The sequence below is a fragment of the Paenibacillus sp. LBL genome (assembly GCF_029893715.1).
In the GTDB taxonomy this organism is placed as follows: Bacteria; Bacillota; Bacilli; order Paenibacillales; family Paenibacillaceae; genus Paenibacillus_AQ; species Paenibacillus_AQ glucanolyticus.
Genome location: NZ_JARXYU010000002.1, coordinates 691,169 through 714,362, shown reverse-complemented (window position 1 = coordinate 714,362; position 23,194 = coordinate 691,169). Strand labels below are relative to the sequence as shown.

The window sequence follows — 23,194 nt, the reverse complement described above, 5'->3', positions numbered from 1 at the left end:
TTCTTTACTATTCTACCCATTGTTCAATTGTGGCGGGATGCTCCCGGAGAATTCGCCACAAGATTCACTTAATCCTATGTTCGTAGAGCAGTTTCACAGTTGATATATGTGTATCCACCTCGCATTTCCCCACATCAATCCAATAACCTCTCTTTATACAATCGTCTCATGGACGACGATTGCGCATACTTGGATCACATTAAATCCCGGATTTTATCTCCTGATCCTGCAAAATGCGCCGGTAAGAAGTCACGCTGCTTCGTTCAAACCCCACCATGTGCTCGCTTGAAGTTTCAGTGCGGCGAGCTTCAGAAAAGCCTCTTCCCATGTCAAACGATGTTAAGGAATGCGAAATATAAAATGACCACAAAAAAGGCCAACCAGAAGATTCTAGCTAGCCTGATAATTCGAAAAAGCCGTCAATTTAGCGACTTCCAATGGAATATTTTTTTGTCCCTCGATAAAATTCTAGAGCCGCTTCAAGTGGATTGTTTAAGGTGGAGAAAGATTCGTCTTGCTGCTACAAAATTAAATGAATGATCTGTATTATAATATGTTAAAGTAGACCAAGTCCTTAATTTATATAGCGATCTTTGTTCGTACATCTATGGTTTTTATTCAAAACAATATAGTGAGTTTTGAATTTTCATGAGAGGATTTATTTTTCAGGTTCTGTTATCTTAAGGGAGGTTAGAAATAGCTATGCCGAAAAAAAATAGGAACGTAACAGGTATTGTATTGGCCGTAATTTATTGTATTGTCCTTTTTGAGATTTTAATTGATGCCCCCCCTGGTGAAGCTCCAAATAATCCGCCTTGGGAATACGCAATAATTCCACTTGGAGTTGTTGTAATTACCTCTCTCTTTGATTATGTGATCAAATTCGATTTGTTCGATTTCTTCAAAAAAAAGAAATAGAAAAAAGAAAAGAATGACTAGACCTTATATGTTTTCCTTTATCCAAGAACGTAACTTATTAGCATAGAAAGCGCGTTCATCTGGATCCGACTGAGAACCCTTAGTCAGATAAAGTTGATCATTCACATATCTAGGGTAAACGTGGAGATGATAATGCCACACGTCTTGATTGCCAGCAGGCTCATTGTGTTGCCTCGTAGAAATCCCATCACATCCATATGTACTTTTCATGGCAAACGCTGTAAGCTGAGCCGCGCGGTGAATTTCAACAGCGTAATCCGCCGGGAGCTCAAAGATGTTCTCGAAATGTTGATTAGGAACAATAAGAACATGTCCTTTGTTGTTTGGCCACCATTTGCTCGCTATAAATGCGGTTGCCTTTTCATTCTGATAGATGATATCCCATTGTTTTGTTCCCTGATTCGGTTGCTCGATACCCCACACACGACAAAATGGACATTCGTATCCCTCGGGCTTATGTGAAAATGATGCTGTCATCTTTCTCATTCAACTCCTTTCATATTTCTCCAATCAACTAATAGGCGCAGGAAAACTCTGTTCGTTGCGTTTTTCTGCCCGTAAGTTGAACATTGTTTTTGCCAAATAGATCATTCCCTCTTTAGTAAAAATTTGAAGTCAATTTCAATAAAACTCCCCTTCTGGCCGGCTGCCGTCTTGGTTGAACTATCGTTTCCCGTGAGCGTAATCTACACAATTACAGCTCTATGAGCTTACGGCTCGAACCCAGTTGTTGCACAGATTCGTTGAATCTCCTCGACTGGAAATGGAGTAGCTCTGCTCTCCACAACGAGATTCGTGTAGAAATCATTCATCTCTATGGCTATTGGAGCGTACCGCTTAATAATCCCCGCTGCCGATTCCATCATCTCTGGCGACTCGTCACCCTCAGCATATCGGCGTATGAGGTCTATACGTTCTGTCCGATTCATTGTACTGCCTAAGACCGTTACAAGCCAGTTAACGAACTCTGTCACCACATAACACCCATCATGGGCTTTGTTCAATTCGAGAAACTCCAATTCGCAATCGGACAACTCAAAGCGTGAAGATGTTGCAAGTCCGAAGTCCGAAATATAAACACGGTGTCCATCAGTTAAAACGTTCCTAAAGTGAACATCGAAATGTAGTAACCCATTCGCATTCATAAACGAGACAGCAGACCGCAGGTTGGAATCCACCATGGCAAACGCTGAGGTGGATGCAGCCTCTCCAATAGCAACCTGTTCGGTAAGCCAGTCATGCAGATTATGGGGAACGTACTCGCAGAACAGTACTACACTATCCACGGATTGCTCAATCGCCTCGATACGATCCCGCACTGCCTGGGAACCCCAAAACTCAACCATACGGGAAACATCGCTCAGTTCCTCAGAGATTGGCATACGTCGTTTCGGACTTTGTAACACCCGCCAGTGATACATTAACGGAAAGCTCTCACACTGTTTCGCCAGCACCCAGTTGGTGGTCATGGTATGGGCGGCGACCTCACGCCAAACGCCACTACCTGGCGAACCTATGCCATAGTGGCAAAACGGAGGGAGTTCGAATAGGTTTCCAGTGGACATAACATTCTGAGTGCGTCTTTCTAGTTCCGTTAGCGGTACTATTTTCACGAAGATGGACGTGTCTTCAAGTTGCAATAACGCCGTTGTACCACCGATGCCAGTAGCAAGAACCGTAGCATCTTCCACTCGCTCTCGAAGCCGTTCATCACTGAGCAACGCTAAGGCAGTAGATACATTGGCATAACGGGCAAGTCGAGTTTCGTAAGACACATGAAGCTCTGTTTGGAATGACTTCATAAATAGATCACTATCCTTCCACTCGAATATAGTGGTTTTACCTTTTGACTCCAAAAAAGTCCCAGCCACCAACCATGCATCCAGCCTAACATATACCCAGTTTAGGGTAAATGTTATTGGAACTACACTGCCCGTTAGCATAATGAATTAGAACAGTGAAAAGTAGTTAAAGATTTATCTACTCGGTAATTGGAACAAGTTCTTGCCCTCGATTCGGGACAAGAACTTGTACCGATAAAACAAAAAAGCCGCTAAATTAGCGACTTTCTATGGATCCATTGTTCTTGTCCCTCGACAGGTAAAACGTCACTTATTTATTACCGAGTTGTTCCGCCAAACCGATTAAAAGTCCTTCATGTCCACGAATGTAGCAGAGCCGATACGAGTCCTCGTACTGAACCACTTCGCCAACGAGCTGAGCACCATGCTTAGTGAGTCTGGGTAACATTTCGTCAATGTCTTCCACGGTGAACATGACGCGCAGATAACCGAGGGCATTTACGGGAGCCGTTCGGTGATCTGATATAGTAGGTGGGGTAAGGAATCGCGAAAGTTCAAGTCGGCTGTGGCCATCTGGGGTAACCATCATAGCAATCTCTACACACTGTGAACCCAGCCCGGTTACGCGACCAGCCCATTCCCCTTCGACAGTAGCTCGCCCTTCGAGCTTTAAACCGATCTCCTCAAAGAAAGAGACTGCGTCATCAAGGGATTCTACAACGATGCCAACATTGTCCATTCTCAGTAATTTGTTTTTTTCCATAGTTTATCTCCTTATGTGTACAAATTTATTACCAGATCATCTTCATATTAATTCTACCAATAATCACTAGCTCCTTCCAAACGATTAACACCAAAATAAATATCCAGCTCCTTGAGTTTCAACACGTGTCCCTTCTAGTACAACTTCATTCGATATACCCCCGTCTCACCGAGAAAATCTTTTCGGGTCAACCCTGTTTCTCCAAGCAATATTCGATAATTCGTTATCGTACCATCATGTGAAATAATGAATATTTTTTTATATCTTTCCCCGATCCAATCGAATAACTGCTTAGCATATCCTTCAAAAATTTCTTGTTCGATCCTATTAATCCCTTCTTTCCAGCAATCCAAATTGAAATCAAGAATTCCAGCATCTGCATACAGATTTGTAATTTCAGTTTTAGAAAGGATAAGATCACATGCTAATAAAGGGAGTTCGGGGTTCTGAGGATACATTCTCGGACCAACAAGTGGAGAAATAATGAAGTCCATACCACTTTTTATAATAGTTGCCGTCTCAATTGTACGTTTAGTTGGACTTACCAGAACTAAATTATCAGGATCCATTTTAATTTCGTTTCGCAGCTGCGTTACTTGAAATTTGCCGTACTCTGTAAGACTTGGATGCAGAGTATTCAACCGATTTGGATAATCGTTGAGATGTTCTCCATGACCGTGCCGAATAAATATGAATTCCATTTTCCGCCCCCCATAACATCAAATCCAATATTAGGTATTCTATGCTTGTATGGAGCTATCCTGCCCTTTAGCTTATAGAGCGGCATGACCATTTCTGCAATTTTGCTGATCCCTGATATACCCCCTCCCGAAGAATTACTCAGCATAAGCTGTGCAATCCCTCTTCCATTCAAAGCTGAAAATGGGCCCTAACTAGTGGAAAATGAGGCGAATAATCAAGAGTTAAAATACAGTTGTACATGTTCTATAGAACCGTATGCAAAAGCCTGGACAGTTAAGTGAATGTGAATTATTTGATTATTGGAAGGTGATCTACCTGAGGAAATAGAGCAAAAGCAATACTGCACTTCTTGAGGCAGATGAAAGTGTACTTCTTTTTACTCAGTATGTAAAAATGGGAGAGTTATTACAACAACATTTAACTGAAAGATTTGATGTCCATGTTCTGTTCTTGAACGGTAGTACTTTACAGAAGGAACGGGCCAAGATGGTGGATGATTTTCAAAGCAAACAAACACCGATTTTTATTCTTCCCTTGAAAGCTGGAGGAACAGGTTTGAAACCTAACAGTAGCTAACCATGTTATACATTTTGATCGTTGGTGGAACCCCGCAGATGAGAATCAAGCCACCGACCGTGTACACCGCATAGAGGTCAAGAAAACATGGTACAAGTCCATAAACTCATTAATATGAATACATTAGAAGAAAAAATTGATAGCATCTTAAGTTATAAACAAGAATTGCTTGAATCCATGTTAACCTCTTCAAATGCAAACTCTATCTTTGATGAAGATAATGATAATTTATCTGAATGTACCAGCACCATACGCTTCATATTACGTGTCTATTTCTTTTTTTGACTTATTAATGTCCTGAAAATGATCCTGGATCTTTTTCAATCTTTCAAGGTGTGGTTTCAAGTTCCCTAGCATCAACGCTTTATATTTCTCCGTTAGATAAAACATGTGAGCCGCGTCGTTATCCTTAAACGACGTAATCGTCTTATTTAACTCATAGAGCTCCAACGCCAGCGAGCGCAAGGTTTCTCGAGTCTTGATGTCTATCGTTTTAGGATTAGACTTCCAATATGCATAGCTTATGTCATATAACGACCCCCGTATTCTCGCCTCACGCGCTAGAATAAACATGTCCAGCTGCTCATCCGTTGTCATTGCTGTGTTATTAACAAAATGCTTAGGAACAGTATTATTAAGGTAGGTATCGCTAAATTCAATGAATGTTGATAGTTGATCATCGATTTCTTCCGCTTGTATCTTCGCCTTATCGATCAATTGCCGTATCTTAGCAGGATCTTCATTTTCCTTCGACTCGCTGATTGCCATTAAAGTGTCAGCAAGCGGCACCGTTTCAGAAGCGTGTTTGACTAAATAGACAAATGCCGAATCGTTCTTCTGCTGATACAATGAATAGAGGTCATTGTATTTTTCAGATGATTGGTTTTCTAAATGTCTGTACATCGCAGCATTTATTAATATGATAATTATAAGTATTAGTGCGTAGATCTTTATGTGCTTGGGCAAAGTGTTCTTCCTTTTCTGAAAATTTAGTTATTAGCACTCTTGTTCTAATAACTCCGAAGTCGCCAGTTTAATTGTAATATGTCAGTTATACTGTCCTGCTTTCGTACACATTAGGAGCTTTACTTTAGCATGAAATTCATCAACCATAAATGGATAAAATATTCCACTAAACAATGGTACCAGCATCCAGTCCCCACTTTCTTCGCCCATATGGAGATCCTCCCTGCATCGCTATGGCTTAGCTCCGTACATTTCACCTTTAAGCTTTAGCTCATTCGTCAGCATGATCGTGAATTCAGCACAACTTACTGTTTGAATGTACCAACTGGATAACCCCTGACAATGCCTTGTAGTGCTGTTTATTTAATCTTGGCTTCTACCCAGTGGCCAGCATATTAGCTATCAGCATGACAATTAAAGATAATTAGATTGATAACTACAGTAACATATGTTACTGTTAACCTATGTTACTAATAATGAGGTGCAATGATGTCAATCCAATTAGCCATATTAGGCATATTGAGTTGGAAGTCCTCAACAGGATATGAATTAAAAAAGATTTTTGAGGATTCCTCCTTCATGTATTGGTCCGGTAATAATAATCAAATTTACAAAGCTCTAATGAATATGGAAAATGAAGATCTTGTCACCAGTGAAGTGGTCCATCAGGATAACTCTCCTTCAAAAAAAATATATTCCATCACAGAAGAAGGACTTAAAGAGCTAAAAAAATGGCTTGTGTCATCACCAGAAGCTCCCGAGATAAAAAAAGCATTTTTGGTGCAGCTTGCATGGTCCGATATGTTAAGTAACCAAGAATTAAATGAGGTGCTCTCAAAATATGAAAATGAAATCAGACTGCAATTGATTATGCAGAATGAGAAATACAGACGGGCTCTTCATACACCCAACAGAAGCACCAGGGAAAGTTTAATATGGCAGATGATTTCAAAGAACATTATATCAACCTATAATAATGAACTTCATTGGGTCCGTGAAACCCGCCAGAAGTTGTTTGGGAATGAAGTTGTGGAGAAAGAGGAGAAAATGAACTATCACATTAGAGAAATAGAGAGTAAAAAATATATTGAACTGATTTCTTCTATTGAACCATTAAGTACAGAGAATGATGCCCTTGATCTAATTTCTTTGTGCTGGGAACATGATACAAATGCGATTATGATATACTATGCAGCCTTATCAGAAGACTTCTTCAAACTCAGGACCAAATTAGCCGGCAATATGATTCAGAAATTTACAAACTATGGTATTAAAGCTGCTGCTATTATTCCTCAGGAGACCATTCAAAAAGGCAGATTTAAAGAAATGGCTATGGAAACGAACAAAGGCAATCATTTTAGATTGTATGAAAGTAAAGAAGCAGCCGAAGAGTGGCTTCTGAAATAGAAAGAAGGGCGAGATATTATGGGAAATATTTTTCAATAGAAAATATCTCTTGTTTGGAGCCAAATCTCTGGACTTTCCTTTCTATTTTCATTCCAAATCGCTCTAAGAGTTTACATGAGCTAACATTGTCTGTCTGTGTTTCAGCCAAAAGTTTAACCGCTCCCTTCCCCTCAAATGCATACATAATAACGCGGTTGAGTACTTCATTATGTTGTTAAAATAAGGAACCCTAAAGTTAGGCATCTCGTTTACGGTAAAATACAATAGCTGCTGTAACAAAGATCAGTGTCCATAACATTGAAATACCTGTCCCTTGCATGGGTGTGAGGACATTTATTTCATCAGAGGAAAGCGGCATATACATATAGTATCCTGCCGTATCCGGAAAGTATTTTTTAATACTAGGTAGAAAATCTCTCGTCAATGGACTGACAATGAAATAATAGCCAAGCAGTACCACTAAAGCAGGAGTCGTTCGTCTTATTAGAGCACCTATAGCTGCACTAAGAAGTGTGGTTAATGTTAGATAGCCTGTTGCACCCGCTAATGCTTTTATCATTGTGTCTGTTTCAATCCATGCTGCTGTGTCTCTCATCATCATAAAAGTATATAGTACACCGGATGCAGCAATAATAAAGGCCGCGGGAACGGTTATGATTGCCAATGCCAAATGCTTCATGGATAATTGAATCCCACGCCAAGGTATCGTAGCTAACGTAGTTCGAATCTGTCCACCGGTATACTCCGAACAAGTAGCTATTATCCCAAGAATAATGAATCCTGCTTGGAGATATCCCATAGAAGCAAGTCCTATATTCAGTATACTTTGCGTACCTGCTGCACCTTGCAGACCAACCGAAGTAAAAGCTGCGGCTAAAACTAAATTAACAATGAATGTACCCATAAGAGTGAGCCATATCAATGGTAATGTAACTAATTTATCCAGTTCAGCTCCAAGGATTTGTGTTATCTTTCTACTCGATGAGACACTCATGATGCAATATCCCTCCTATGGAAAACAATAGCTGCAGCAATAAAAATAACGACCACCCAGGCAAACATGACTAAACCACCTGTGAACGGGGTGAGAAAGCTGTCGCTCATAAGCATAAACATATCAATGCCAGCCCTATCTGGTAAGTATAATGCTAACTTTGTAACCTTAGAAAGCAGGAAACTGAATGATACAACGGATGTATTTATGATGAGCACAGCAAGCGGAATAGTTCCATTCTTCGTAAGAACAGTAATCCCAAATGCCAGAAGAGCAGTAAATGTCCAGTAACAAATTGCACCGAGCAGTTTGGACCCTTCAAATGCAGGGGTGTATTCGCCAAGAATAAGATGCGTTGCTGACACAGTTGTCATCATAGCAACAATACAAAGCAGTATGCTGATTGCTGTCACAGCGCCTGCTTTTGCCAACAAAAAATGAAGCCTTGATGAAACAACCGTTAAACTGGTTGTAATCTGTTGTCCTCCGCCAGATTCACTGCTCTCAGTCAGATACTCACTGCTGACAGAAAGCACACCAAGAATGATGACACCTTGTACACCAAGAGCTAATCCAATATAGCCAACTTCCGATAGCCGTGTGCTAACTCCAGCTATAATCTCCTCTTTTTGTGCTGTACTGTCCAAGGCAGCAATGACCGCTGGGGCAATTGCTCCAATAAGAAAGGCAAGCCAAATACCCGGCAGGGAGAACAATTTAGATAGTTCCGCGTTGAATGCTCTCATACAACATCACCTGCATTTTCAGATGTCAGGGCAAAAAAGGCTTGCTCCAGCGTGGAATGGTTACCTATTACTTCTTCCAATGTTCCATCTGCAACGATTGTTCCATGCTTAATAATCACCACATCATCAACTGTCTCTGCAAGCTCCCCCATTAGATGACTGGATAGTAACACCGTGTTTCCAGACTCAGCACGTTCACGTAAGAATGTCCGAATCCACCGAATTCCTTCCGGGTCGAGCCCGTTTACGGGTTCATCTAAAATCAATATTTTGGGATCACCAAGTAGTGCAGCTGCCATGCCAAGCCTTCTCCCCATACCAAGGGAGTACTTCCCAACTCTTTTTCCAGCTGCATTCGTAAGACCTACGATTTCCAGAACTTCCTCGACACGTGAGCGAGGCAATCCTGCGGCACGAGCAATCCAACGCAAATGTGCCCGTCCTGTCCGCATACGATGAGCTCCAAATCCATCAAGTGCGGCACCTACGGTTTCTAGAGGATTATGTAATTCTGCGAATGGCTTTCCATTAATTAGTGCACTTCCTGAGGTGGCACGATCTAATCCAAGCAGGATGCGAAGTGTAGAACTTTTACCTGCCCCATTCGGACCTAAAAAACCAGTTACTCTACCGGGTCTAGCTTTAAAACTGATACCTGATAAGATTTCTTGACTTCCGCGATGTTTGACTAAGTTATGAATGGTAAGCAACCATAACACTTCCTTTCTGTTATGGTACTCATTATAAAGATTCAAAGTTACATCTCGGTTATCATGCTGTTTACTTCTGGTTTAACTTTAGTTTAAGCTCTACCAATAGCTACTTTTGTGCCCTTTTCATTGGATGTAAAATCAGCTTTCAGCTTCATTTTTTGCAGCATATAATTTGAAGTCGACAAGCCAATCCCTGCTCCACGCTCATAGGAAGAGTTATCCATACCTGGACCTCGGTCTGCAACAATGATCCGTTCTTTTTCTACATCCACCACAATGTTTACATATTTCCCCTCTGCTGCATGGCGAAGAATATTCTGAAATAAATTATCCAAAACCCGTGTCATCCACTTAGGATCTGCTTCCCAATAAAAAGTCTCCTCTGCCGGTAAGTCAACATCGATCTGCATTTCTTTCTCTTCAAATACAGGATACCACGCAGCAACAGATGCTCTTACTAAACGTCCAATATCTGTTGAAGTTGGCCCAAAAGGATGTTTCCCTGATGTAAGCAATGTATAGGAAAGCAAATCATCCATTAGATCTCCGACTCTTGTAATCGTATGGTTCATCTCTGTTAATGAATTTTGTCCTTCTAAACTCATGGGTTCTTTATTTAATCTGGTAATGTGTCCTCGCAAAATGGTAAGTGGCGTTCGCAAGTCGTGAGACAAATTCGCAATGAGTCGATGTCTTAACAATTCCTCTTCATATTCCCGCTTGCGACTGTCTTCAAGCTGCTGAATCATCCAATTAAAAGAACTTCCCAACTGGTCTATTTCATCCATACGATCACTTTGAACAGAAATTGGTTTAGGAAATGAATGATGATTAGCTGAAAATGACATGATTTCCTGTAAACCGCTAAGACGTTTACGAAGTCTCAAGAAGAAAATCCAAGATAATACAACAAATGCGACAATAATAAAACCAAACAATAGTAGTACAACGTAAAATAGATTTAACGTACTCAGAACTTCTCCATTGATAGAAGACCCAACGAACGCAGAGAAGAAAATAAGCACAAGGGGAGGAAAAAAGATAAATAGAAAATGTCCTTTTAAAAAACGATGAAATAATGATCTTCTTTGTTTCATAGCTTCACCCGATAACCTATTCCTTTCAACGTTTCAATAATCTCTGGGGAATCTGGATGACGTTCCAACTTCTGACGCAGTCGATGGATATGCACCATTAATGTTTTATCACCGGTTATATAAGTTTCTTCCCAAATGGCTTCATAAATTTGTTCTTTTGGTAAAACTTGATTAGGGTGGCGTATGAAGTACATTAAAATTTGATGTTGTTTCCCTGTCAGTATAATTTCTTCTCCTGTGCGCTTGTCATATACCATTTGGACTTCTGGATCTACTTCAATCTGATTTCCTAATAAAATGCGTTCGGAATGTGTTCCACCACTTCGACGAATTAACACTTCTAATCTTGCTACTAATTCATCCGTATGGAATGGTTTCGTTACATAGTCATCAGCAAATTGTAAACCATCTACCTTATCATTTATCGATGTTCGAGCAGATAACAGCAAAATAGGAACAGCAGGAGCTGCCTTTTTTAATCGTTTTCCCACTGTAAATCCGTCTAAACCAGGTAACATGATATCCAAAATAACGACTTCATGCTGATTTACTTCTTTTTCGGCTCCTTCACCAGAAAGCAGCCACTGAACTGAGAATCCTCGCTGTTCCAATTCTTCTTTTACCCAGCTGCCTATTTTCTCATTATCTTCAATATATAATACGTTTCTTTTCAAGTAACATCCCTCTCTCTATATGGAGTTCACTATTAGACAGATTAACACAAACTAAAAAATGGGCAACAAAATGAGTTGGCAATGTTACGAGCATTGATTAATCTAATCGGCAGCCTCCTTGTCTTCATTACTAACGTTAATTCATTCGCTAACTTTTGCAGCATCTTTAATATAGCTCTTCGCTTCGGTTCGGTTATCTTCGGTCTTATCCTCGACTCGGGACAAGAACCTATACCTACAAAACAAAAAGCCGCTAAATTAGCGACTTTCAATGGGACCATTTTCTTGATTTCTTGAAGGTCCTCTATTCGATTGATAGATTCACTTTGGTGAGATAGTACCTTCAAACGTTCCATCACAGAGTATCCCTCTTATTTAAGCAATGTAAGAGTCACCTCAATCGTATTATTTATAAATGAGCGCTCCGGACGGGATTTTAACATGACGGTCAGCCCAATTAACGAAACGATGAGAGCTTGCGATAAAGCTTTCGCGTCTGTGCCACTTGCAAGCTCCCCAGATTGGATGCCTCGCTCAATAGTTTCTTGAAATATGACTGCCAGGTACATCTGATGTTCCTTTGTCAGAATTTCAAATTTCTCATCATGTGGCGCAAGCTCGACCATCGTATTGATGCAAAAGCATCCGCGGCTGCGGCTTACGGAATATTCCTCATCAACCAGGTTCTCAAAAAAAGCTCGAAACGCCTCCCTGACGGATGGCTGGTTTTGAAGTTTGCTTCGCGCCTCGGAAGCATGCGACATCGTGTATTTGCGCAGAGCGGTCTCGAACAGTTCTTTCTTGCCTCCAAAGGCTGAGTATATACTAGGCCGCTGAATGCCCATTCTGGAAGTCAAATCGCTTAATGAGGTAGCCTCATATCCCTTTTCCCAAAATAACTGCATCGCGGAATCTAATACTTTCTCTTCATCAAATTCGCGGACTCGTCCCATAATGGTTTACCCCTCGTTACGTTTGATTTTTGTGGATACGCTGTGATCACATTTGTATGAATACAGCTTCATTTCATTACCAATCAGTATAATTAATTTTATGATGAACGGCTGTGGTTGTCAAATACAGATTCCCTTATATAATCCGGTTGAATATCAATTCATTACGTATACTCTTATCGTTCAAAATATACGTGTTGACTTGAATTGTAATTGTGATGTATATTTATTTGACCATTTAACATACCGAACAGTACATAATAATCGAAAGGGTTGAATGAACCAAAATGGAAGATATGACAGAAGAAAAAGCGGTCCATGTCCCGCAGGTGACGGTAACCTCGACTGAATCCGGGTCCGTTGATCGTACGCCTCTAACTCGATACGTGACATTGTTGTTTGCGGTTGCTTGCGGAATGTCAGTTGCCAATATCTACCTCGCACAGCCGCTGCTCGATGAGCTGTCTAACGAGTTCAACATGGACTATTCCATCATCGGAATTCTTATTACCGTCACTCAGGTCTTCTATGCATTGGGATTGCTGCTGCTAGTGCCTCTGGGCGATTTGCTGAACCAGCGCCGATTGATTATCGCTCAGATGGCAATCTCCATAATGGCTCTGGTTATCGTTGGTACTGCTTCCTCCGGCACGATGCTCTTTGCGGGTTTGGCATTGGTCGGATTGCTTGCCGTTGTAACGCAGACGATTGTAGCGTTCGCGGCGACCACAGCTGCATCTGCTGAACGAGGGCGTGTCGTTGGTATGGTAACCAGCGGAGTTGTGATTGGGATCCTTCTCGCGCGAACCATTTCAGGAATTTTGAAGGATATAGCAGGATGGCGTTCGGTTTATCTGGTTTCTGCCGCGTTGATGCTGCTCATGGTTTACGCATTATATAAGGTGATGCCAGATGGTGAGCGTAAGGTAAAGACTGTTCCCTATTCTCAACTGCTTAAGTCGGTACTGATGCTGTTCCTGCAAGAACGGCTATTACGTATCCGCGCTGTTTTGGCTATGTTGATTTTTACCGCTTTCAGCATGTTGTGGACGCCATTAGTACTGCCTCTTAGCTCGCCGCCACTATCCCTTTCGCACTCTGCCATCGGGGCGTTTGGTCTCGTGGGTGTCGTGGGTGCATTGGCTGCAGCAAAGGCTGGTAAGCTAGCCGATCGAGGTTATGGACAGAGAACGACAGGAATTGCATTGTTTCTGTTATTACTATCTTGGCTGCCAATCAGCTACACGGAGCAGTCCCTGTTTGCCTTAGTCATTGGTATTGTTCTGCTGGACTTGGCGGTGCAGGCCGTGCATGTTACGAATCAGAGTATGATTTTTGCATTGCGCCCGCAGGCGCGCAGTCGCATGGTTGCCGGGTATATGATTTTTTATTCCATCGGAAGTGCTGCTGGTTCCATTGCTTCGACCCATATTTATGGACAGTATGGTTGGCATGGAGTTTGCGTGCTTGGGGCTTCCGTCAGCGCTTTTGCTCTTATATTCTGGGTTATAACCAAAGGTGGCAAAGGCGCCTAACCCAAGTGTCCTATGTGTAGAATAAGATGCCCGTTTCCCTGTCGGATCACGGTAATGTCCGTATTCTTTTGATGAGTTCTAAACAATGTACTAAAGAAATTGATTACCATTAGTACACTAGTATAAGGGTTTTCATTATGCATAAATTGTACAAATCATTGTCCTTGATTCACGACTAAACTTGTATAGATAAAACAAAACACTACATTGAGGTGATCTCCCATCCTTTATATACGAAGTCATATACGCAAATTTCACAAATCACTGGCACTTAGACACACCTCATGTAAAATGTAGTTATTTTGTTAGCAAAAAAACCTTAGAGCATGCCGCAATGTGCAATATCTCTAAGGTTTTTCTCTTATTGTGGTGCTTCTATGGCGCCATCTATTACACTATTATTTTTCAGTAGCTTCACCATTCAGGTCATGGTGTAGTTCTGTGGCCGGGATGAGGGGCTCGTATATTTGTCCTTTTGGAACAGGATTGGAAATATACACGAAGTTTCCGGTACCATCGGGTGCACTCCCTTTGGCCCACAAACCCTCACCTGATTCAGTTCCCTCCGAGAGATTCCAGAATTCATAAGCTTCTGGCTGGGATTCCTGTTCTGCCTCCGGTGGGAATGAAGCCGGTACAACGACTCCGTTTTTTTCCTCCAGTTCTTGGATCGCGGCCATCCATTGATATTGGTGGTAACGGTCACGTGCCAACATTTTACGGAGAGTCGCACGAACACCTTCGTCGGTAGTCATATGATAGAGTCTTGCCACTTGAAGTCGACCCTGACTTTCGGCATGCAGATTGGATCGCATGTCTGCCAGAAGGTTACCACTCGCCACGATGTATGAACCGTTCCAGGGTACTCCGTTAGAGTTAGTAGGTAACCCTCCCAGACCGCTTACAAGTAAGTGTTGGGGATTGATGCCACCCATAATTGCGGCTGTAACCGGATCTTCAGCTGCTTTTTGTTGCTCAGCAGGTGTTGCCCCATCCAGCAGCTGGCTAATCAATGCGCAGAGCATTTCAACATGGCCGATCTCTTCAGTACCAATATCCATGAGCATATCTTTGTATTTTTCTTCGCCCCGACAATTAAATCCTTGAAATAGATACTGCATCATAACGGTCATTTCCCCGAATTGTCCACCTAGTACCTCTTGGACTTGGCGTGCAAATACGGGATCCGGGCGATCTACTTTTACCTCGAATTGTAACTCTTTCTGGTGTCGAAACATATGAATCCCTCCATTATGGGTAGTTGATCAATTCAAAATGTATATAACCTGCTCGGATGATTTTAAACAAAAGAGCATAGCAAAAAGACAAAGAACGGAGAGGCAGTCTCTCCATCTTTGTCTCTGATAATACAGTCTAATCGTTTAGCAAAACATACGGTTACTTAGGCTTCGTCAGAATCGGGTCTTTTGATTTGAAGAGGTGGAGGCACTAGCCACCCTTTCTCTTTGTTCATCTGAAGGATTCTGACTCCTAAAGCCGTCTTGGTTAGATGATATTTGGCAAATAATGCACCGACATCTTCTCTGATAGACTGCCCCATGACTTGGCTAGCTGCGACTAACCCTAACGAAGTATCGGCTGCTATTTTGGCTGCAATTTCAGGATCCGTGAATCTAGCGCCAGCCGGAATATCTTCCAGCTTCACAGGAGGCCGCTCCGGCAGCATTGGTGCAGGGGCAATGCCATTTTCGGTTAATAGGGTATCACATTCTTTAATCTCAAGTTTGGCTTGATCCAGCAGATCATCCAGCACTTTCTTAAGATCCTTGTCACCTGCATGATTCAAGTATGCTTGATAACAGGAAACGAATCCTTTGGCTGCCATGGAGCATTGCCATACACTAAAAATCTCTCCATAATGCAGTGGTTCATTTTTGGGATTGTCACTCAAAATGCCCATCTTCAATTCTCCTCCTCATACGATGTCGGTTTACCAAGTTATGTTTTACCAAATGCAATGATTATATTCTTGTCCGTTACAAACATTGGTTAGTTAACCTTGGTTTCCACAATGCCCCATTCAAAACTTCCGTTTGAATAGGTGCTTGTCTCATTCTCGTCCTCAGCTCGAGACAAGAACTTGTTCCGATAAAACAAAAAAGCCGCTAATTTAGCGACTTTCACTGGAACTAGTCTTAATGCAATCAACCGCTTATTTCATTAATCTCGCTTTACTTCATTATCGTTCGGAATTAATTCATACAAGGCACGAACATCACAACCGATGGAATCGGCAATCGATATCGCAATTTTGAGCGGCATCACTCTTTTATTTTCAATAAAGTCGTAAATTCGTTCCGGTTTAAAAAGCAAGTCTTTTGCCAGCCATTCCGCTGACTTTCCGGATTCCATCAATCGTTCATTCAGTAAGCAACGTCCTAGTTCAAATTTCAAGAAGTGATGACCTCCTGCATAAAATAATATAACCTTAATCTGATTCGGGCTGCCGCTTTGTCTTTCGTTTCACTAAAGCGATGAGGGGTGGACTTGTTCACTTGAAACAATACCCCTCCAGGGTCGCAACAAGTGAAGACGGAACGTCTATTTCATCCTTAATATAGCTTCCTCCTGGAATATAAATTCCTTTGGAGGACAATCGTTCGACTTGAGACGCTAATCGTGTGGAAAAACCGGGAGAGAGTAGTTGGGGGTCCAGCGCCACTATAAATAGGCCAACACCAGGCGAGGTTCTCCCTTCATCAAAGGATGGAGCATCAAGTGACCAATTGGCGCCCGTCATACCTGCGGCGAGTATTTCAACCATGAGCGCTATATTGGCGCCTCGTGACCCCCCAAAAGCAAGCAACGCGCCCTTGAGAGCTTCACGTGAATCATTAGTACTTTGCCCCCTTCCATCGATGGCCCAGCCTTCGGGAATCATCTCTCCCCGTTCTGCCGCTTTCCGTATATTTACAAACGCTGTAGCGCTAGATGCCTGATCCAAAACCAAGGGAGCCCTGTTATCGACAGGCGCGGCAAATGCGAGAGGATTGGTGCCATAAACAGCCTCCTTACTTTGTCCCGCGGTCATTAAAGCAGGTCCATTGCTGGTAGCTATAGCTACCAATCCTTTATGGGCAAGCCGCCTGACATAATAGCCCAGCTCTCCAGCAGTATAGCTGTTCTTTAACGAGAGTACGGTTACTCCATAAGTGCTTGCCCGTGTTTGCAGTTCCTCGAAAGCGTTATCAAAAGCAAGTTGGGCGATACCACCCTTGGCGTCGGCCTGAATGATAGTAGGTGTTGGATAGAAAAGCGCCGGCTCTTGTGTACCAGAAATGCGTCCGCATAAAAATCCTTCCAGATAGTCGGGAAGATGAGCAAATCCAACCGAAGTCCGACCTGAACATTCTGCATCGATAGTTGCTTCAGCAAGAGAAATCGCCACCGCCATGCTTGCTCCAGCAGCAACACATACGCGAATAGCGAATTCCCTTGCACTATTAAGATCGTATCGCATGGGCTATAATCCTGAAACTCGAATGAATTTGTGGCTTTAATAGGGTGGGCAAGATTGCGAACGGTCTAATCACTGTTTTCTTGTTTCCCTTCAGCATTTTGTCACGCTCCCGGTCTAACGTTCTCTTTGAAACGCGCAAACCATTTCTCATAATTATATCATAAATAAATCTTGGCCTAGACAAGCCATTGAAACCTAATTTCGTCATGTTTAACTACTAGTATCAGCTCTCAAAAGGAGCATGTTTTTGTCCCTGTACACAATGATATTATTTTTTTTCGTAAAAAAGCACTGGAGGACCCGGCACTGGAGGTGATCGTGGTCGCTATCGATCATGGGGGTGACGACCGCAACCATGAATATAACTTTACGATCAATGCGGAGTACAACTTCGGGGGCAAGGGTGCGGCGTATGCGGATTTCCTGGCGGAGACACTTAAACCCTATATCGACAGCCACTACAGGACGCTTCCTGAAGCGGAATTTACGACCATTGCTGGAAGTTCGTTTGGTGCTTACGTCTCGTTGTATACGGCTATTCGCTATCCGGATCAGTTTGGCCGTGTGGGCGGGATTTCCTTTGTTATGTGGCACGACAGTGGCGGGATCATCCAATTGATTCAAGAATCGGACCTCTCCCCTGTGCTTCGCGTCTATCTAAGCATTGGAGAACTGGAAACCGACAATCCCGACTTCAATCGGCTTGCCTGCGAGCACGTCGCATTGGTACACCAGACCTTGATAGCATCAGGGGTTCCCGAGAAGCAGATTCGATTCGATATAATTCCTGGCGGAACACATCACGAATCCACGTGGAGCGTGCTGTTTCCTGAAGTACATCGATGGCTGCAGCAGCCATAGGACGGATATGCGTAAGAGGAAACTGCAGAAGCCGCTTATTACGACTTATTTTGCTGAGGAAGGTAATTTGCCCGTTTTGGCCGACTCGGAGAAATAAATCATCTCAACAGGTGAGATGGGCTTTTGTCTCACTTGCCTCACCTTTTTCTCTAATAAGTCATCTTGAGTTTCACCTGAGTAGTCCCGTCGATACCTGCCCTCCTCCAACTTCATGTCGATAAAATCGACGACCTGCTGCAGCGAGTTGATCTGGCTGACCATATTATCCCGATGGCTCCTTAAAAGTTCCACCAGCTCGGGATATTCCGCGGGATCGGTATCGGCGGAGACTGCCAGAAAAGGGCGCATTTGCTCTAGCGGCATCCCCGTTTTTTTCAGGCATGGTATCAGCCGGATCGTATGGATGTCCTCCTCCCGGTAGATGCGGTGCCCGTTGTCCTTCCGCTCTGCACGAGGCAGCAGCGAAATCTTTTCGTAATAACGGATCGTATCCTCCGTAATTCCGGTTAACTCGGCGGTTTGCTTTATTGTGTAGAATCGCTCTTCCTTCATCCTGTTCCCTCCTGAAGCTTGTGTTTCTGGCATTATACATCTTGGTGCTGGCTCCAAGTCAAGTTTCTAATTCTTTAGAAAAAAACTTGGTTTCGCGCCTTGACTTGGAGTCGACTTCAACTTGTAGAGTGTGAGCTATCAGGGCAAATACCCTGGAGATCAGGAGGAGATGCACAATGAACAAGAATCCACGTGAACATATCGCATTAATTACAGGTGCAAGCGCCGGGATCGGGTTGGAATTAACACGAAAGTTGCTGTCAGAGGACTGGCAGGTGATTGCTTTGAACCGTTCCGACTTTCCGGCGGAGGATGTGAGCATCCATCATGCAATAAAGAGTGGATCACTTCGACTTTATAAAACAGATGATCTTGCCGATTATGCCAGCTTGAGAGGTACTTTGGAAGAGATTAATCGCAAGGAGCAGCGAATTGATATTTTGTTCAATAACGCCGGAGGGTCCTTTCCCGAGCTGAGTTATTCGAAACAAGGACGCGAGAAGCATTATGAGCTGTTGACGGTCGTTCCGTATATTATTCTGATGGAGTTGAAGGAACTCCTAAAAGCGGGTCGCTTAAAAACGGTGATCAACACCTCATCTTCAGCGCTAAAATTTACTAAAGAGTTCACTATCGATATCCTGGAACGTCCCAAAACCTTCCGCAAGCTGCTTGGTCCTTACGCGACATCAAAGCTGGCTCTTTCACTCTGGACTCAGGCCATCGCGGCGCAGCTTGCCAAGGATGACATCAAGATTCGCAGCGTTGACCCAGGTAGCAATAATACGCTAAGAAAAGGAAAACAATCCGGATTGCCCTTTTTGATTGAAATACTAATGAAGCTATTTTTCTCCCCTCCTACTCACGGCGCGAACAAGCTGTATGAAGGAGCTTTAGGGGAACACCACAATAAAACTGGCGTGTATTTGCTGAAAGGCCAGGTTGCGGAATTAAAATTCAAAGACCAGGCATCAAACGTTCTGGAAAGAATTCAAGCGGTTTATGAACACGAATTTTTACAAGGTAACTTTTAAGTTAGTTGAACAGAGGCAGCTGATCTCGTAAACGGCAGCTTCTGCGCCAGCAGTCCGCTGATCTTGCCCGTTATCCCAATGATGAACACATCCATACCCTGGATTCACAGCTTGTGCATCAGTATTTTGCAGGAAAATCTCAGGATGCAAGAAGGCACAACCTCATTTACTTACCTGTCCTTCTCTTCTCGGCTTCTGGATAACGGTCGCCAACAATTTGGATCTTGCCAATCTCATCATTGATTACCCTCACCTCCTGTTCAGTGAAGACGATATCGCTTGCTGCAATATTTTCGGAGATTCTATTAACGTTGGTTGTCCCTGGAATAGGTACGATATAGGGCTTTTGGGCAAGAATCCATGCGAGTGCTACTTGCGCTGTGGTTACATTTTTCATCTCAGCCACTTTATTCAAATAATCAACAATCACCTGATTTGCTTCCATCGCTTCTTTAGTAAACCGCGGGAGTTCCCCCCGGTTGTCGTTCTCGGTGAAAGAAGCGTTCTTATCTATTTTTCCGGTAAGAAATCCACGACCAAGAGGACTATAGGCTACCAAACCGATTCCCAATTCTTCGAGTACGGGGAATATGTCCCTTTCTGTTTCCCGCCACCAAATCGAGTATTCACTCTCCACTGCTGTCAGCGGTTCAACGCAATGCGCACGACGAATCGTTTCAGCGCCCGCCTCCGACAACCCCCAATGGAGGATCTTCCCGTCTTTTTTCAACTGCTGCATGGTCAACGCCACTTCTTCAATGGGAACCTTTGGATCTACGCGATGAATGTAGTACAAATCGATATAATCCGTTTGTAATCTTTTTAAGGACCCTTCCACCGAATGGACAATGGATTCTGGCCGGCTGTCCAGCTCATTGGTTAAGCCAGTGATCTTAAAGCCTCCTTTCGTTGCAATCTGTACCTTACTCCGTTGCCCTGCGAGCGCCTCCCCAACAAGCTCCTCATTTGTGTAAGGACCATAAACTTCCGCTGTATCCAACATCGTAATGCCCGAATCAATAGCTGAGTGTATAACGGAAATCATCTCGCGACGGTCTTTTGCCGGTCCCCGATGATGGTTTAATCCCATACATCCAAATCCAACTTCCGAGGTCTCCAAACCGTTTTTGCCCAGATTCCTTTTCTTCATAATCATTTCCTTTCTTAACCGTTTTTTTTCAAGTCCACAATTTTGTGTATGTTATATACCCATAGTAATTTTCTGCGCGAAAAATTTCAAATGCCTATGATGAATGTTTTATCATGCCTAATATGTATCGTATAATCATCAGGAAACCCTCCATCAGATTATGAAAGGATGATATGAAAAATGGATATTCGTGTGTTTAAGTATTTTTTGACGGTGGCTAAAGTTGGAAACATAACAAAAGCAGCAGAAATCCTTCATGTTACACAGCCTACCCTAAGCAGGCAGCTGATGGACCTTGAAGAAGAATTGGGGACTCGTTTATTTATACGCGGCAAAAGACAGATCACACTAACCAATAGCGGTCTTTTGTTTCAACAAAGAGTCAAAGAAATGGTTTCTCTCTTAGATAAGACAGAAAGAGATCTGGCAGAACAAAAAGATTTGATTGGTGGAGTGGTTTCTGTTGGTTGTGTAGAGTCCACGGTATCAAGAACTTTGCCAGAATGGTTAGAGAAATTTTCGAATCAGCACCCTAGGGTGCAATATGAATTGTATAGTGCAGATGGAGATGACATTCGGGAGAAACTTGACCGAGGAAATGTAGATATCGGAATTCTATTGGAACCGATTGAAACCGCTAAATATGACTATATTCGATTGCCTCATCAGGAAAAGTGGGGGATTCTGATGAGACGTGATGATCCTCTAGCCGAAAAAAAGTCTGTTAGTATCCAAGATATCCTTTCCTTACCCTTGATTGTACCCCGACGTACCATTGTACAGAATGAAATTACAAGCTGGCTTGGTGTTGAGGAGGATAACCTTTGTATTATTGCATCACATAATTTATTGACGAATGCTATGCTGTTGGTGGAAAGGAAACTTGGATATGCAATATGTGTGGGTGGAGCCTATACAATCCGGGAAAGCAGCAGCACTTGTTTTGTTCCTTTTGAACCTGAACGAATTACTACCCATGTCATCGCTTGGAACAAGAATAAGATTTTCAGCCCAGCTACTGCACACTTTATTCAATTTATAAAGGAAACATATCATTCGTGATATTCATCCCTGATCTATTAGATATCCACTGGGTTCACGGTCATTTCGAGAGTTTGTTTCTTGAATGGTTACCAGTCTGACTCACCATATTTGCTTGTATCACGTCCTCCCAATTGGTATTAAGCATCATCTCGGAAGAATCCCCATGAAATGCCTTCATGGCTTCCTGATCATCAAGCAGCTGATATCTCATCCAAGCCGTCAAGTACCCCCTATGATTGCCACCATTGCCTTCAATCGCTGTATGAGCTGCACCTTTGGCCATCCCCATCATCACTGGCGTGCTTGCGTTTGTACTGTGCAAGGCTAATTGATTCGTTGATACCGGCGAGATTAGAAAATCTCGTGTACCGCCAATAATGAAGAAGGGAACGGTAATACGCGATGTATCGTACACATATTCCGGATCACAATGCTTCAAATCCGGGAGAGCGATGGATACAACCGTCTTAATCAACGATCCGCTTTTATAGTTGGTATGAGCATTAATGACCCCCGTAGACCCTTGAGAATGTCCAGCCGCACCAATATGTTCTATTTGTACTTTTTGATAAAACAAGCTGTTTGCTCGTTCGTTTTCATGTTTCAAATAATCAATAGCCCCCACAATTTCTTTGCCTGTTCCTGTTGTCTTGCTATAGGAATCGATTACAATGAATCCCCAGCTTGCTAGATGAGTGAAGAGCTCATCATAACGATCTGGCGTGGCATCTGTTCCATTCCCCCATGAAATAATAGGATAGGTTTCGTCTCCTTGAAATGCGGGGTAGTATACTCTAAATAAAGCCTCCCCGCTCGAACTCTTCACTTCTTCCAACTTTACAGAATGGCTTCCTTGCTGTGCATATCGCTGCTCAATGCTTCCTTCTGCCAGTTCGGGTACATTGGAATGAATGATGATTTGCATGAAAATGGTTATTGAAACTGCAACGATAAGAACTAAAGTTGATACCCATAACATCCACTTTCGTTTTTTCAACACCGGCATAGACGTGACCTCTACGATAGTCTATAGACTTCTCTATCGTGTTCTCAGTTAAAATATGAAACTGAATGGATATACGTTAAAAGAGGTAGTTATGTTTCGTTATACGCGAATTTCTTTTATTCACAACGTTTCATGCTGATTCAAGTTATACAACTCGGATGCAGTGTGCGCACTCCTCCCTGTGTGCACGCTGCTTGGT

At 42.7% G+C, this 23,194-nt stretch carries 25 protein-coding genes and 1 pseudogene; 7 read left to right on the top strand and 19 right to left on the bottom strand.

What is annotated here, in order from left to right:
- Window positions 1-702 precede the first annotated feature (702 nt).
- Entirely contained in the window at window positions 703-918 is a 216-nt protein-coding gene (locus tag M2277_RS08295; RefSeq protein WP_280754573.1) for a hypothetical protein, read from the top strand.
- A 24-nt stretch (window positions 919-942) separates the two neighbouring features.
- Here the strand turns inward: M2277_RS08295 and M2277_RS08290 are convergent, their stop codons facing one another.
- The 4 genes from M2277_RS08290 to M2277_RS08275 form a co-directional block, all read right to left on the bottom strand.
- On the bottom strand, window positions 943-1,416 hold the full coding sequence (locus M2277_RS08290) for an HIT family protein (RefSeq protein ID WP_006210166.1): 474 nt from the start codon (window positions 1,414-1,416) through the stop codon (window positions 943-945).
- A gap of 233 nt (window positions 1,417-1,649) precedes the next feature.
- The gene (locus M2277_RS08285; RefSeq protein ID WP_280754572.1) at window positions 1,650-2,408 is read right to left on the bottom strand and encodes a protein kinase domain-containing protein; all 759 of its coding nucleotides are present in this window, start codon (window positions 2,406-2,408) and stop codon (window positions 1,650-1,652) included.
- 643 nt (window positions 2,409-3,051) lie between these two features.
- Window positions 3,052-3,504 (bottom strand): VOC family protein, encoded by a 453-nt coding sequence (locus tag M2277_RS08280; RefSeq protein WP_006210168.1) that lies wholly within the window; start codon window positions 3,502-3,504, stop codon window positions 3,052-3,054.
- Between the two features lie 134 nt (window positions 3,505-3,638).
- Complete coding sequence (locus tag M2277_RS08275) at window positions 3,639-4,205, bottom strand: phosphoglycerate mutase family protein (protein WP_280754571.1); 567 nt, start codon at window positions 4,203-4,205, stop codon at window positions 3,639-3,641.
- 352 nt (window positions 4,206-4,557) lie between these two features.
- Between M2277_RS08275 and M2277_RS08270 the strand changes: the two are divergent.
- Window positions 4,558-5,067, top strand: a pseudogene (locus M2277_RS08270) (DEAD/DEAH box helicase); the annotation flags it as partial.
- Here M2277_RS08270 and M2277_RS08265 read toward each other — a convergent pair.
- Together M2277_RS08265 and M2277_RS08260 are read right to left on the bottom strand one after the other, a co-directional pair.
- On the bottom strand, window positions 5,044-5,748 hold the full coding sequence (locus M2277_RS08265; RefSeq protein WP_280754570.1) for a hypothetical protein: 705 nt from the start codon (window positions 5,746-5,748) through the stop codon (window positions 5,044-5,046). The pseudogene M2277_RS08270 and the gene M2277_RS08265 sit on opposite strands and share 24 nt — an antisense overlap.
- An 81-nt stretch (window positions 5,749-5,829) precedes the next feature.
- Window positions 5,830-5,958: a hypothetical protein gene (locus M2277_RS08260; protein WP_280754569.1), complete on the bottom strand. Its 129-nt coding sequence runs from the start codon at window positions 5,956-5,958 to the stop codon at window positions 5,830-5,832.
- A gap of 276 nt (window positions 5,959-6,234) precedes the next feature.
- On the opposite strand from M2277_RS08260, the gene M2277_RS08255 reads away from it, so the two are divergent.
- Entirely contained in the window at window positions 6,235-7,155 is a 921-nt protein-coding gene (locus M2277_RS08255; RefSeq protein WP_340463884.1) for a PadR family transcriptional regulator, read from the top strand.
- A gap of 235 nt (window positions 7,156-7,390) precedes the next feature.
- On the opposite strand, the gene M2277_RS08250 is transcribed toward M2277_RS08255, so the two are convergent.
- The 6 genes from M2277_RS08250 to M2277_RS08225 all read right to left on the bottom strand — a co-directional run bounded on the left by M2277_RS08250 (window position 7,391) and on the right by M2277_RS08225 (window position 12,332).
- On the bottom strand, window positions 7,391-8,149 hold the full coding sequence (locus M2277_RS08250) for an ABC transporter permease (RefSeq protein ID WP_280754568.1): 759 nt from the start codon (window positions 8,147-8,149) through the stop codon (window positions 7,391-7,393).
- Window positions 8,146-8,895 carry an ABC transporter permease gene (locus tag M2277_RS08245; protein ID WP_280754567.1) on the bottom strand — a complete coding sequence of 250 codons (750 nt, stop codon included), beginning with the start codon at window positions 8,893-8,895 and terminating at the stop codon, window positions 8,146-8,148. The genes M2277_RS08250 and M2277_RS08245 overlap by 4 nt, the downstream gene beginning before the upstream one ends.
- Window positions 8,892-9,614, bottom strand: coding sequence for an ABC transporter ATP-binding protein (locus M2277_RS08240; protein WP_481857767.1), 723 nt, complete (start codon window positions 9,612-9,614; stop codon window positions 8,892-8,894). Before M2277_RS08240 ends, M2277_RS08245 begins: the two co-directional genes overlap by 4 nt.
- Window positions 9,615-9,697: 83 nt before the next feature.
- Window positions 9,698-10,705 carry a histidine kinase dimerization/phospho-acceptor domain-containing protein gene (locus tag M2277_RS08235; RefSeq protein ID WP_280754566.1) on the bottom strand — a complete coding sequence of 336 codons (1,008 nt, stop codon included), beginning with the start codon at window positions 10,703-10,705 and terminating at the stop codon, window positions 9,698-9,700.
- The gene (locus tag M2277_RS08230) at window positions 10,702-11,379 is read right to left on the bottom strand and encodes a response regulator transcription factor (RefSeq protein ID WP_006210175.1); all 678 of its coding nucleotides are present in this window, start codon (window positions 11,377-11,379) and stop codon (window positions 10,702-10,704) included. Before M2277_RS08230 ends, M2277_RS08235 begins: the two co-directional genes overlap by 4 nt.
- Before the next feature lie 371 nt (window positions 11,380-11,750).
- Complete coding sequence (locus M2277_RS08225) at window positions 11,751-12,332, bottom strand: TetR/AcrR family transcriptional regulator (RefSeq protein ID WP_280754565.1); 582 nt, start codon at window positions 12,330-12,332, stop codon at window positions 11,751-11,753.
- Between the two features lie 287 nt (window positions 12,333-12,619).
- On the opposite strand from M2277_RS08225, the gene M2277_RS08220 reads away from it, so the two are divergent.
- Complete coding sequence (locus M2277_RS08220) at window positions 12,620-13,867, top strand: MFS transporter (RefSeq protein WP_466046639.1); 1,248 nt, start codon at window positions 12,620-12,622, stop codon at window positions 13,865-13,867.
- Window positions 13,868-14,265: 398 nt separating this feature from the next.
- Here M2277_RS08220 and M2277_RS08215 read toward each other — a convergent pair whose 3' ends face one another.
- From M2277_RS08215 to M2277_RS08200, 4 genes are all read right to left on the bottom strand, one after another.
- Window positions 14,266-15,105, bottom strand: a complete 840-nt coding sequence (locus M2277_RS08215; protein WP_280754564.1) for a manganese catalase — start codon at window positions 15,103-15,105, stop codon at window positions 14,266-14,268.
- Window positions 15,106-15,269: 164 nt separating this feature from the next.
- The gene (locus M2277_RS08210) at window positions 15,270-15,788 is read right to left on the bottom strand and encodes a DUF3231 family protein (protein ID WP_036639072.1); all 519 of its coding nucleotides are present in this window, start codon (window positions 15,786-15,788) and stop codon (window positions 15,270-15,272) included.
- A 260-nt stretch (window positions 15,789-16,048) separates the two neighbouring features.
- Window positions 16,049-16,282 (bottom strand): hypothetical protein, encoded by a 234-nt coding sequence (locus M2277_RS08205; protein WP_006210180.1) that lies wholly within the window; start codon window positions 16,280-16,282, stop codon window positions 16,049-16,051.
- Window positions 16,283-16,379: 97 nt separating this feature from the next.
- Window positions 16,380-17,348 carry an Ldh family oxidoreductase gene (locus M2277_RS08200; protein ID WP_280754563.1) on the bottom strand — a complete coding sequence of 323 codons (969 nt, stop codon included), beginning with the start codon at window positions 17,346-17,348 and terminating at the stop codon, window positions 16,380-16,382.
- Window positions 17,349-17,546: 198 nt separating this feature from the next.
- Here M2277_RS08200 and M2277_RS08195 point away from each other — a divergent pair, with 198 nt between their 5' ends.
- A complete protein-coding gene (locus tag M2277_RS08195) occupies window positions 17,547-18,209 on the top strand; it encodes an alpha/beta hydrolase (protein ID WP_148247272.1) in 663 nt (220 codons plus the stop codon).
- Window positions 18,210-18,254: 45 nt separating this feature from the next.
- Here M2277_RS08195 and M2277_RS08190 read toward each other — a convergent pair whose 3' ends face one another.
- Window positions 18,255-18,761: a MerR family transcriptional regulator gene (locus M2277_RS08190; protein ID WP_006210185.1), complete on the bottom strand. Its 507-nt coding sequence runs from the start codon at window positions 18,759-18,761 to the stop codon at window positions 18,255-18,257.
- A gap of 176 nt (window positions 18,762-18,937) precedes the next feature.
- Between M2277_RS08190 and M2277_RS08185 the strand changes: the two genes are divergently transcribed.
- Window positions 18,938-19,795 carry an SDR family NAD(P)-dependent oxidoreductase gene (locus tag M2277_RS08185; RefSeq protein WP_280754562.1) on the top strand — a complete coding sequence of 286 codons (858 nt, stop codon included), beginning with the start codon at window positions 18,938-18,940 and terminating at the stop codon, window positions 19,793-19,795.
- 166 nt (window positions 19,796-19,961) lie between these two features.
- On the opposite strand, the gene M2277_RS08180 is transcribed toward M2277_RS08185, so the two are convergent.
- Window positions 19,962-20,945 carry an aldo/keto reductase gene (locus M2277_RS08180; RefSeq protein WP_063479632.1) on the bottom strand — a complete coding sequence of 328 codons (984 nt, stop codon included), beginning with the start codon at window positions 20,943-20,945 and terminating at the stop codon, window positions 19,962-19,964.
- Window positions 20,946-21,125: 180 nt separating this feature from the next.
- Between M2277_RS08180 and M2277_RS08175 the strand changes: the two genes are divergently transcribed.
- Entirely contained in the window at window positions 21,126-22,007 is an 882-nt protein-coding gene (locus M2277_RS08175; RefSeq protein WP_036639054.1) for a LysR family transcriptional regulator, read from the top strand.
- A 40-nt stretch (window positions 22,008-22,047) separates the two neighbouring features.
- On the opposite strand, the gene M2277_RS08170 is transcribed toward M2277_RS08175, so the two are convergent.
- Complete coding sequence (locus tag M2277_RS08170) at window positions 22,048-22,995, bottom strand: poly(ethylene terephthalate) hydrolase family protein (protein ID WP_280754561.1); 948 nt, start codon at window positions 22,993-22,995, stop codon at window positions 22,048-22,050.
- Between the last annotated feature and the right edge of the window lie 199 nt (window positions 22,996-23,194).

Excerpts from the sequence above, each read along its gene's own strand:
- M2277_RS08290 (WP_006210166.1), bottom strand. The coding sequence starts at position 1,416 with ATGACAGCATCATTTTCACATAAGCCCGAGGGATACGAATGTCCATTT.
- M2277_RS08285 (WP_280754572.1), bottom strand. The coding sequence starts at position 2,408 with ATGACCACCAACTGGGTGCTGGCGAAACAGTGTGAGAGCTTTCCGTTA.
- M2277_RS08180 (WP_063479632.1), bottom strand. The coding sequence starts at position 20,945 with ATGAAGAAAAGGAATCTGGGCAAAAACGGTTTGGAGACCTCGGAAGTT.
- M2277_RS08295 (WP_280754573.1), top strand. The coding sequence starts at position 703 with ATGCCGAAAAAAAATAGGAACGTAACAGGTATTGTATTGGCCGTAATT.
- M2277_RS08260 (WP_280754569.1), bottom strand. The coding sequence starts at position 5,958 with ATGGGCGAAGAAAGTGGGGACTGGATGCTGGTACCATTGTTTAGTGGA.
- M2277_RS08225 (WP_280754565.1), bottom strand. The coding sequence starts at position 12,332 with ATGGGACGAGTCCGCGAATTTGATGAAGAGAAAGTATTAGATTCCGCG.
- M2277_RS08245 (WP_280754567.1), bottom strand. The coding sequence starts at position 8,895 with ATGAGAGCATTCAACGCGGAACTATCTAAATTGTTCTCCCTGCCGGGT.
- M2277_RS08210 (WP_036639072.1), bottom strand. The coding sequence starts at position 15,788 with ATGGGCATTTTGAGTGACAATCCCAAAAATGAACCACTGCATTATGGA.
- M2277_RS08235 (WP_280754566.1), bottom strand. The coding sequence starts at position 10,705 with ATGAAACAAAGAAGATCATTATTTCATCGTTTTTTAAAAGGACATTTT.
- M2277_RS08175 (WP_036639054.1), top strand. The coding sequence starts at position 21,126 with ATGGATATTCGTGTGTTTAAGTATTTTTTGACGGTGGCTAAAGTTGGA.
- M2277_RS08275 (WP_280754571.1), bottom strand. The coding sequence starts at position 4,205 with ATGGAATTCATATTTATTCGGCACGGTCATGGAGAACATCTCAACGAT.
- M2277_RS08250 (WP_280754568.1), bottom strand. The coding sequence starts at position 8,149 with ATGAGTGTCTCATCGAGTAGAAAGATAACACAAATCCTTGGAGCTGAA.
- M2277_RS08220 (WP_466046639.1), top strand. The coding sequence starts at position 12,620 with ATGGAAGATATGACAGAAGAAAAAGCGGTCCATGTCCCGCAGGTGACG.
- M2277_RS08170 (WP_280754561.1), bottom strand. The coding sequence starts at position 22,995 with ATGCCGGTGTTGAAAAAACGAAAGTGGATGTTATGGGTATCAACTTTA.
- M2277_RS08185 (WP_280754562.1), top strand. The coding sequence starts at position 18,938 with ATGAACAAGAATCCACGTGAACATATCGCATTAATTACAGGTGCAAGC.
- M2277_RS08280 (WP_006210168.1), bottom strand. The coding sequence starts at position 3,504 with ATGGAAAAAAACAAATTACTGAGAATGGACAATGTTGGCATCGTTGTA.
- M2277_RS08200 (WP_280754563.1), bottom strand. The coding sequence starts at position 17,348 with ATGCGATACGATCTTAATAGTGCAAGGGAATTCGCTATTCGCGTATGT.
- M2277_RS08255 (WP_340463884.1), top strand. The coding sequence starts at position 6,235 with ATGATGTCAATCCAATTAGCCATATTAGGCATATTGAGTTGGAAGTCC.
- M2277_RS08215 (WP_280754564.1), bottom strand. The coding sequence starts at position 15,105 with ATGTTTCGACACCAGAAAGAGTTACAATTCGAGGTAAAAGTAGATCGC.
- M2277_RS08190 (WP_006210185.1), bottom strand. The coding sequence starts at position 18,761 with ATGAAGGAAGAGCGATTCTACACAATAAAGCAAACCGCCGAGTTAACC.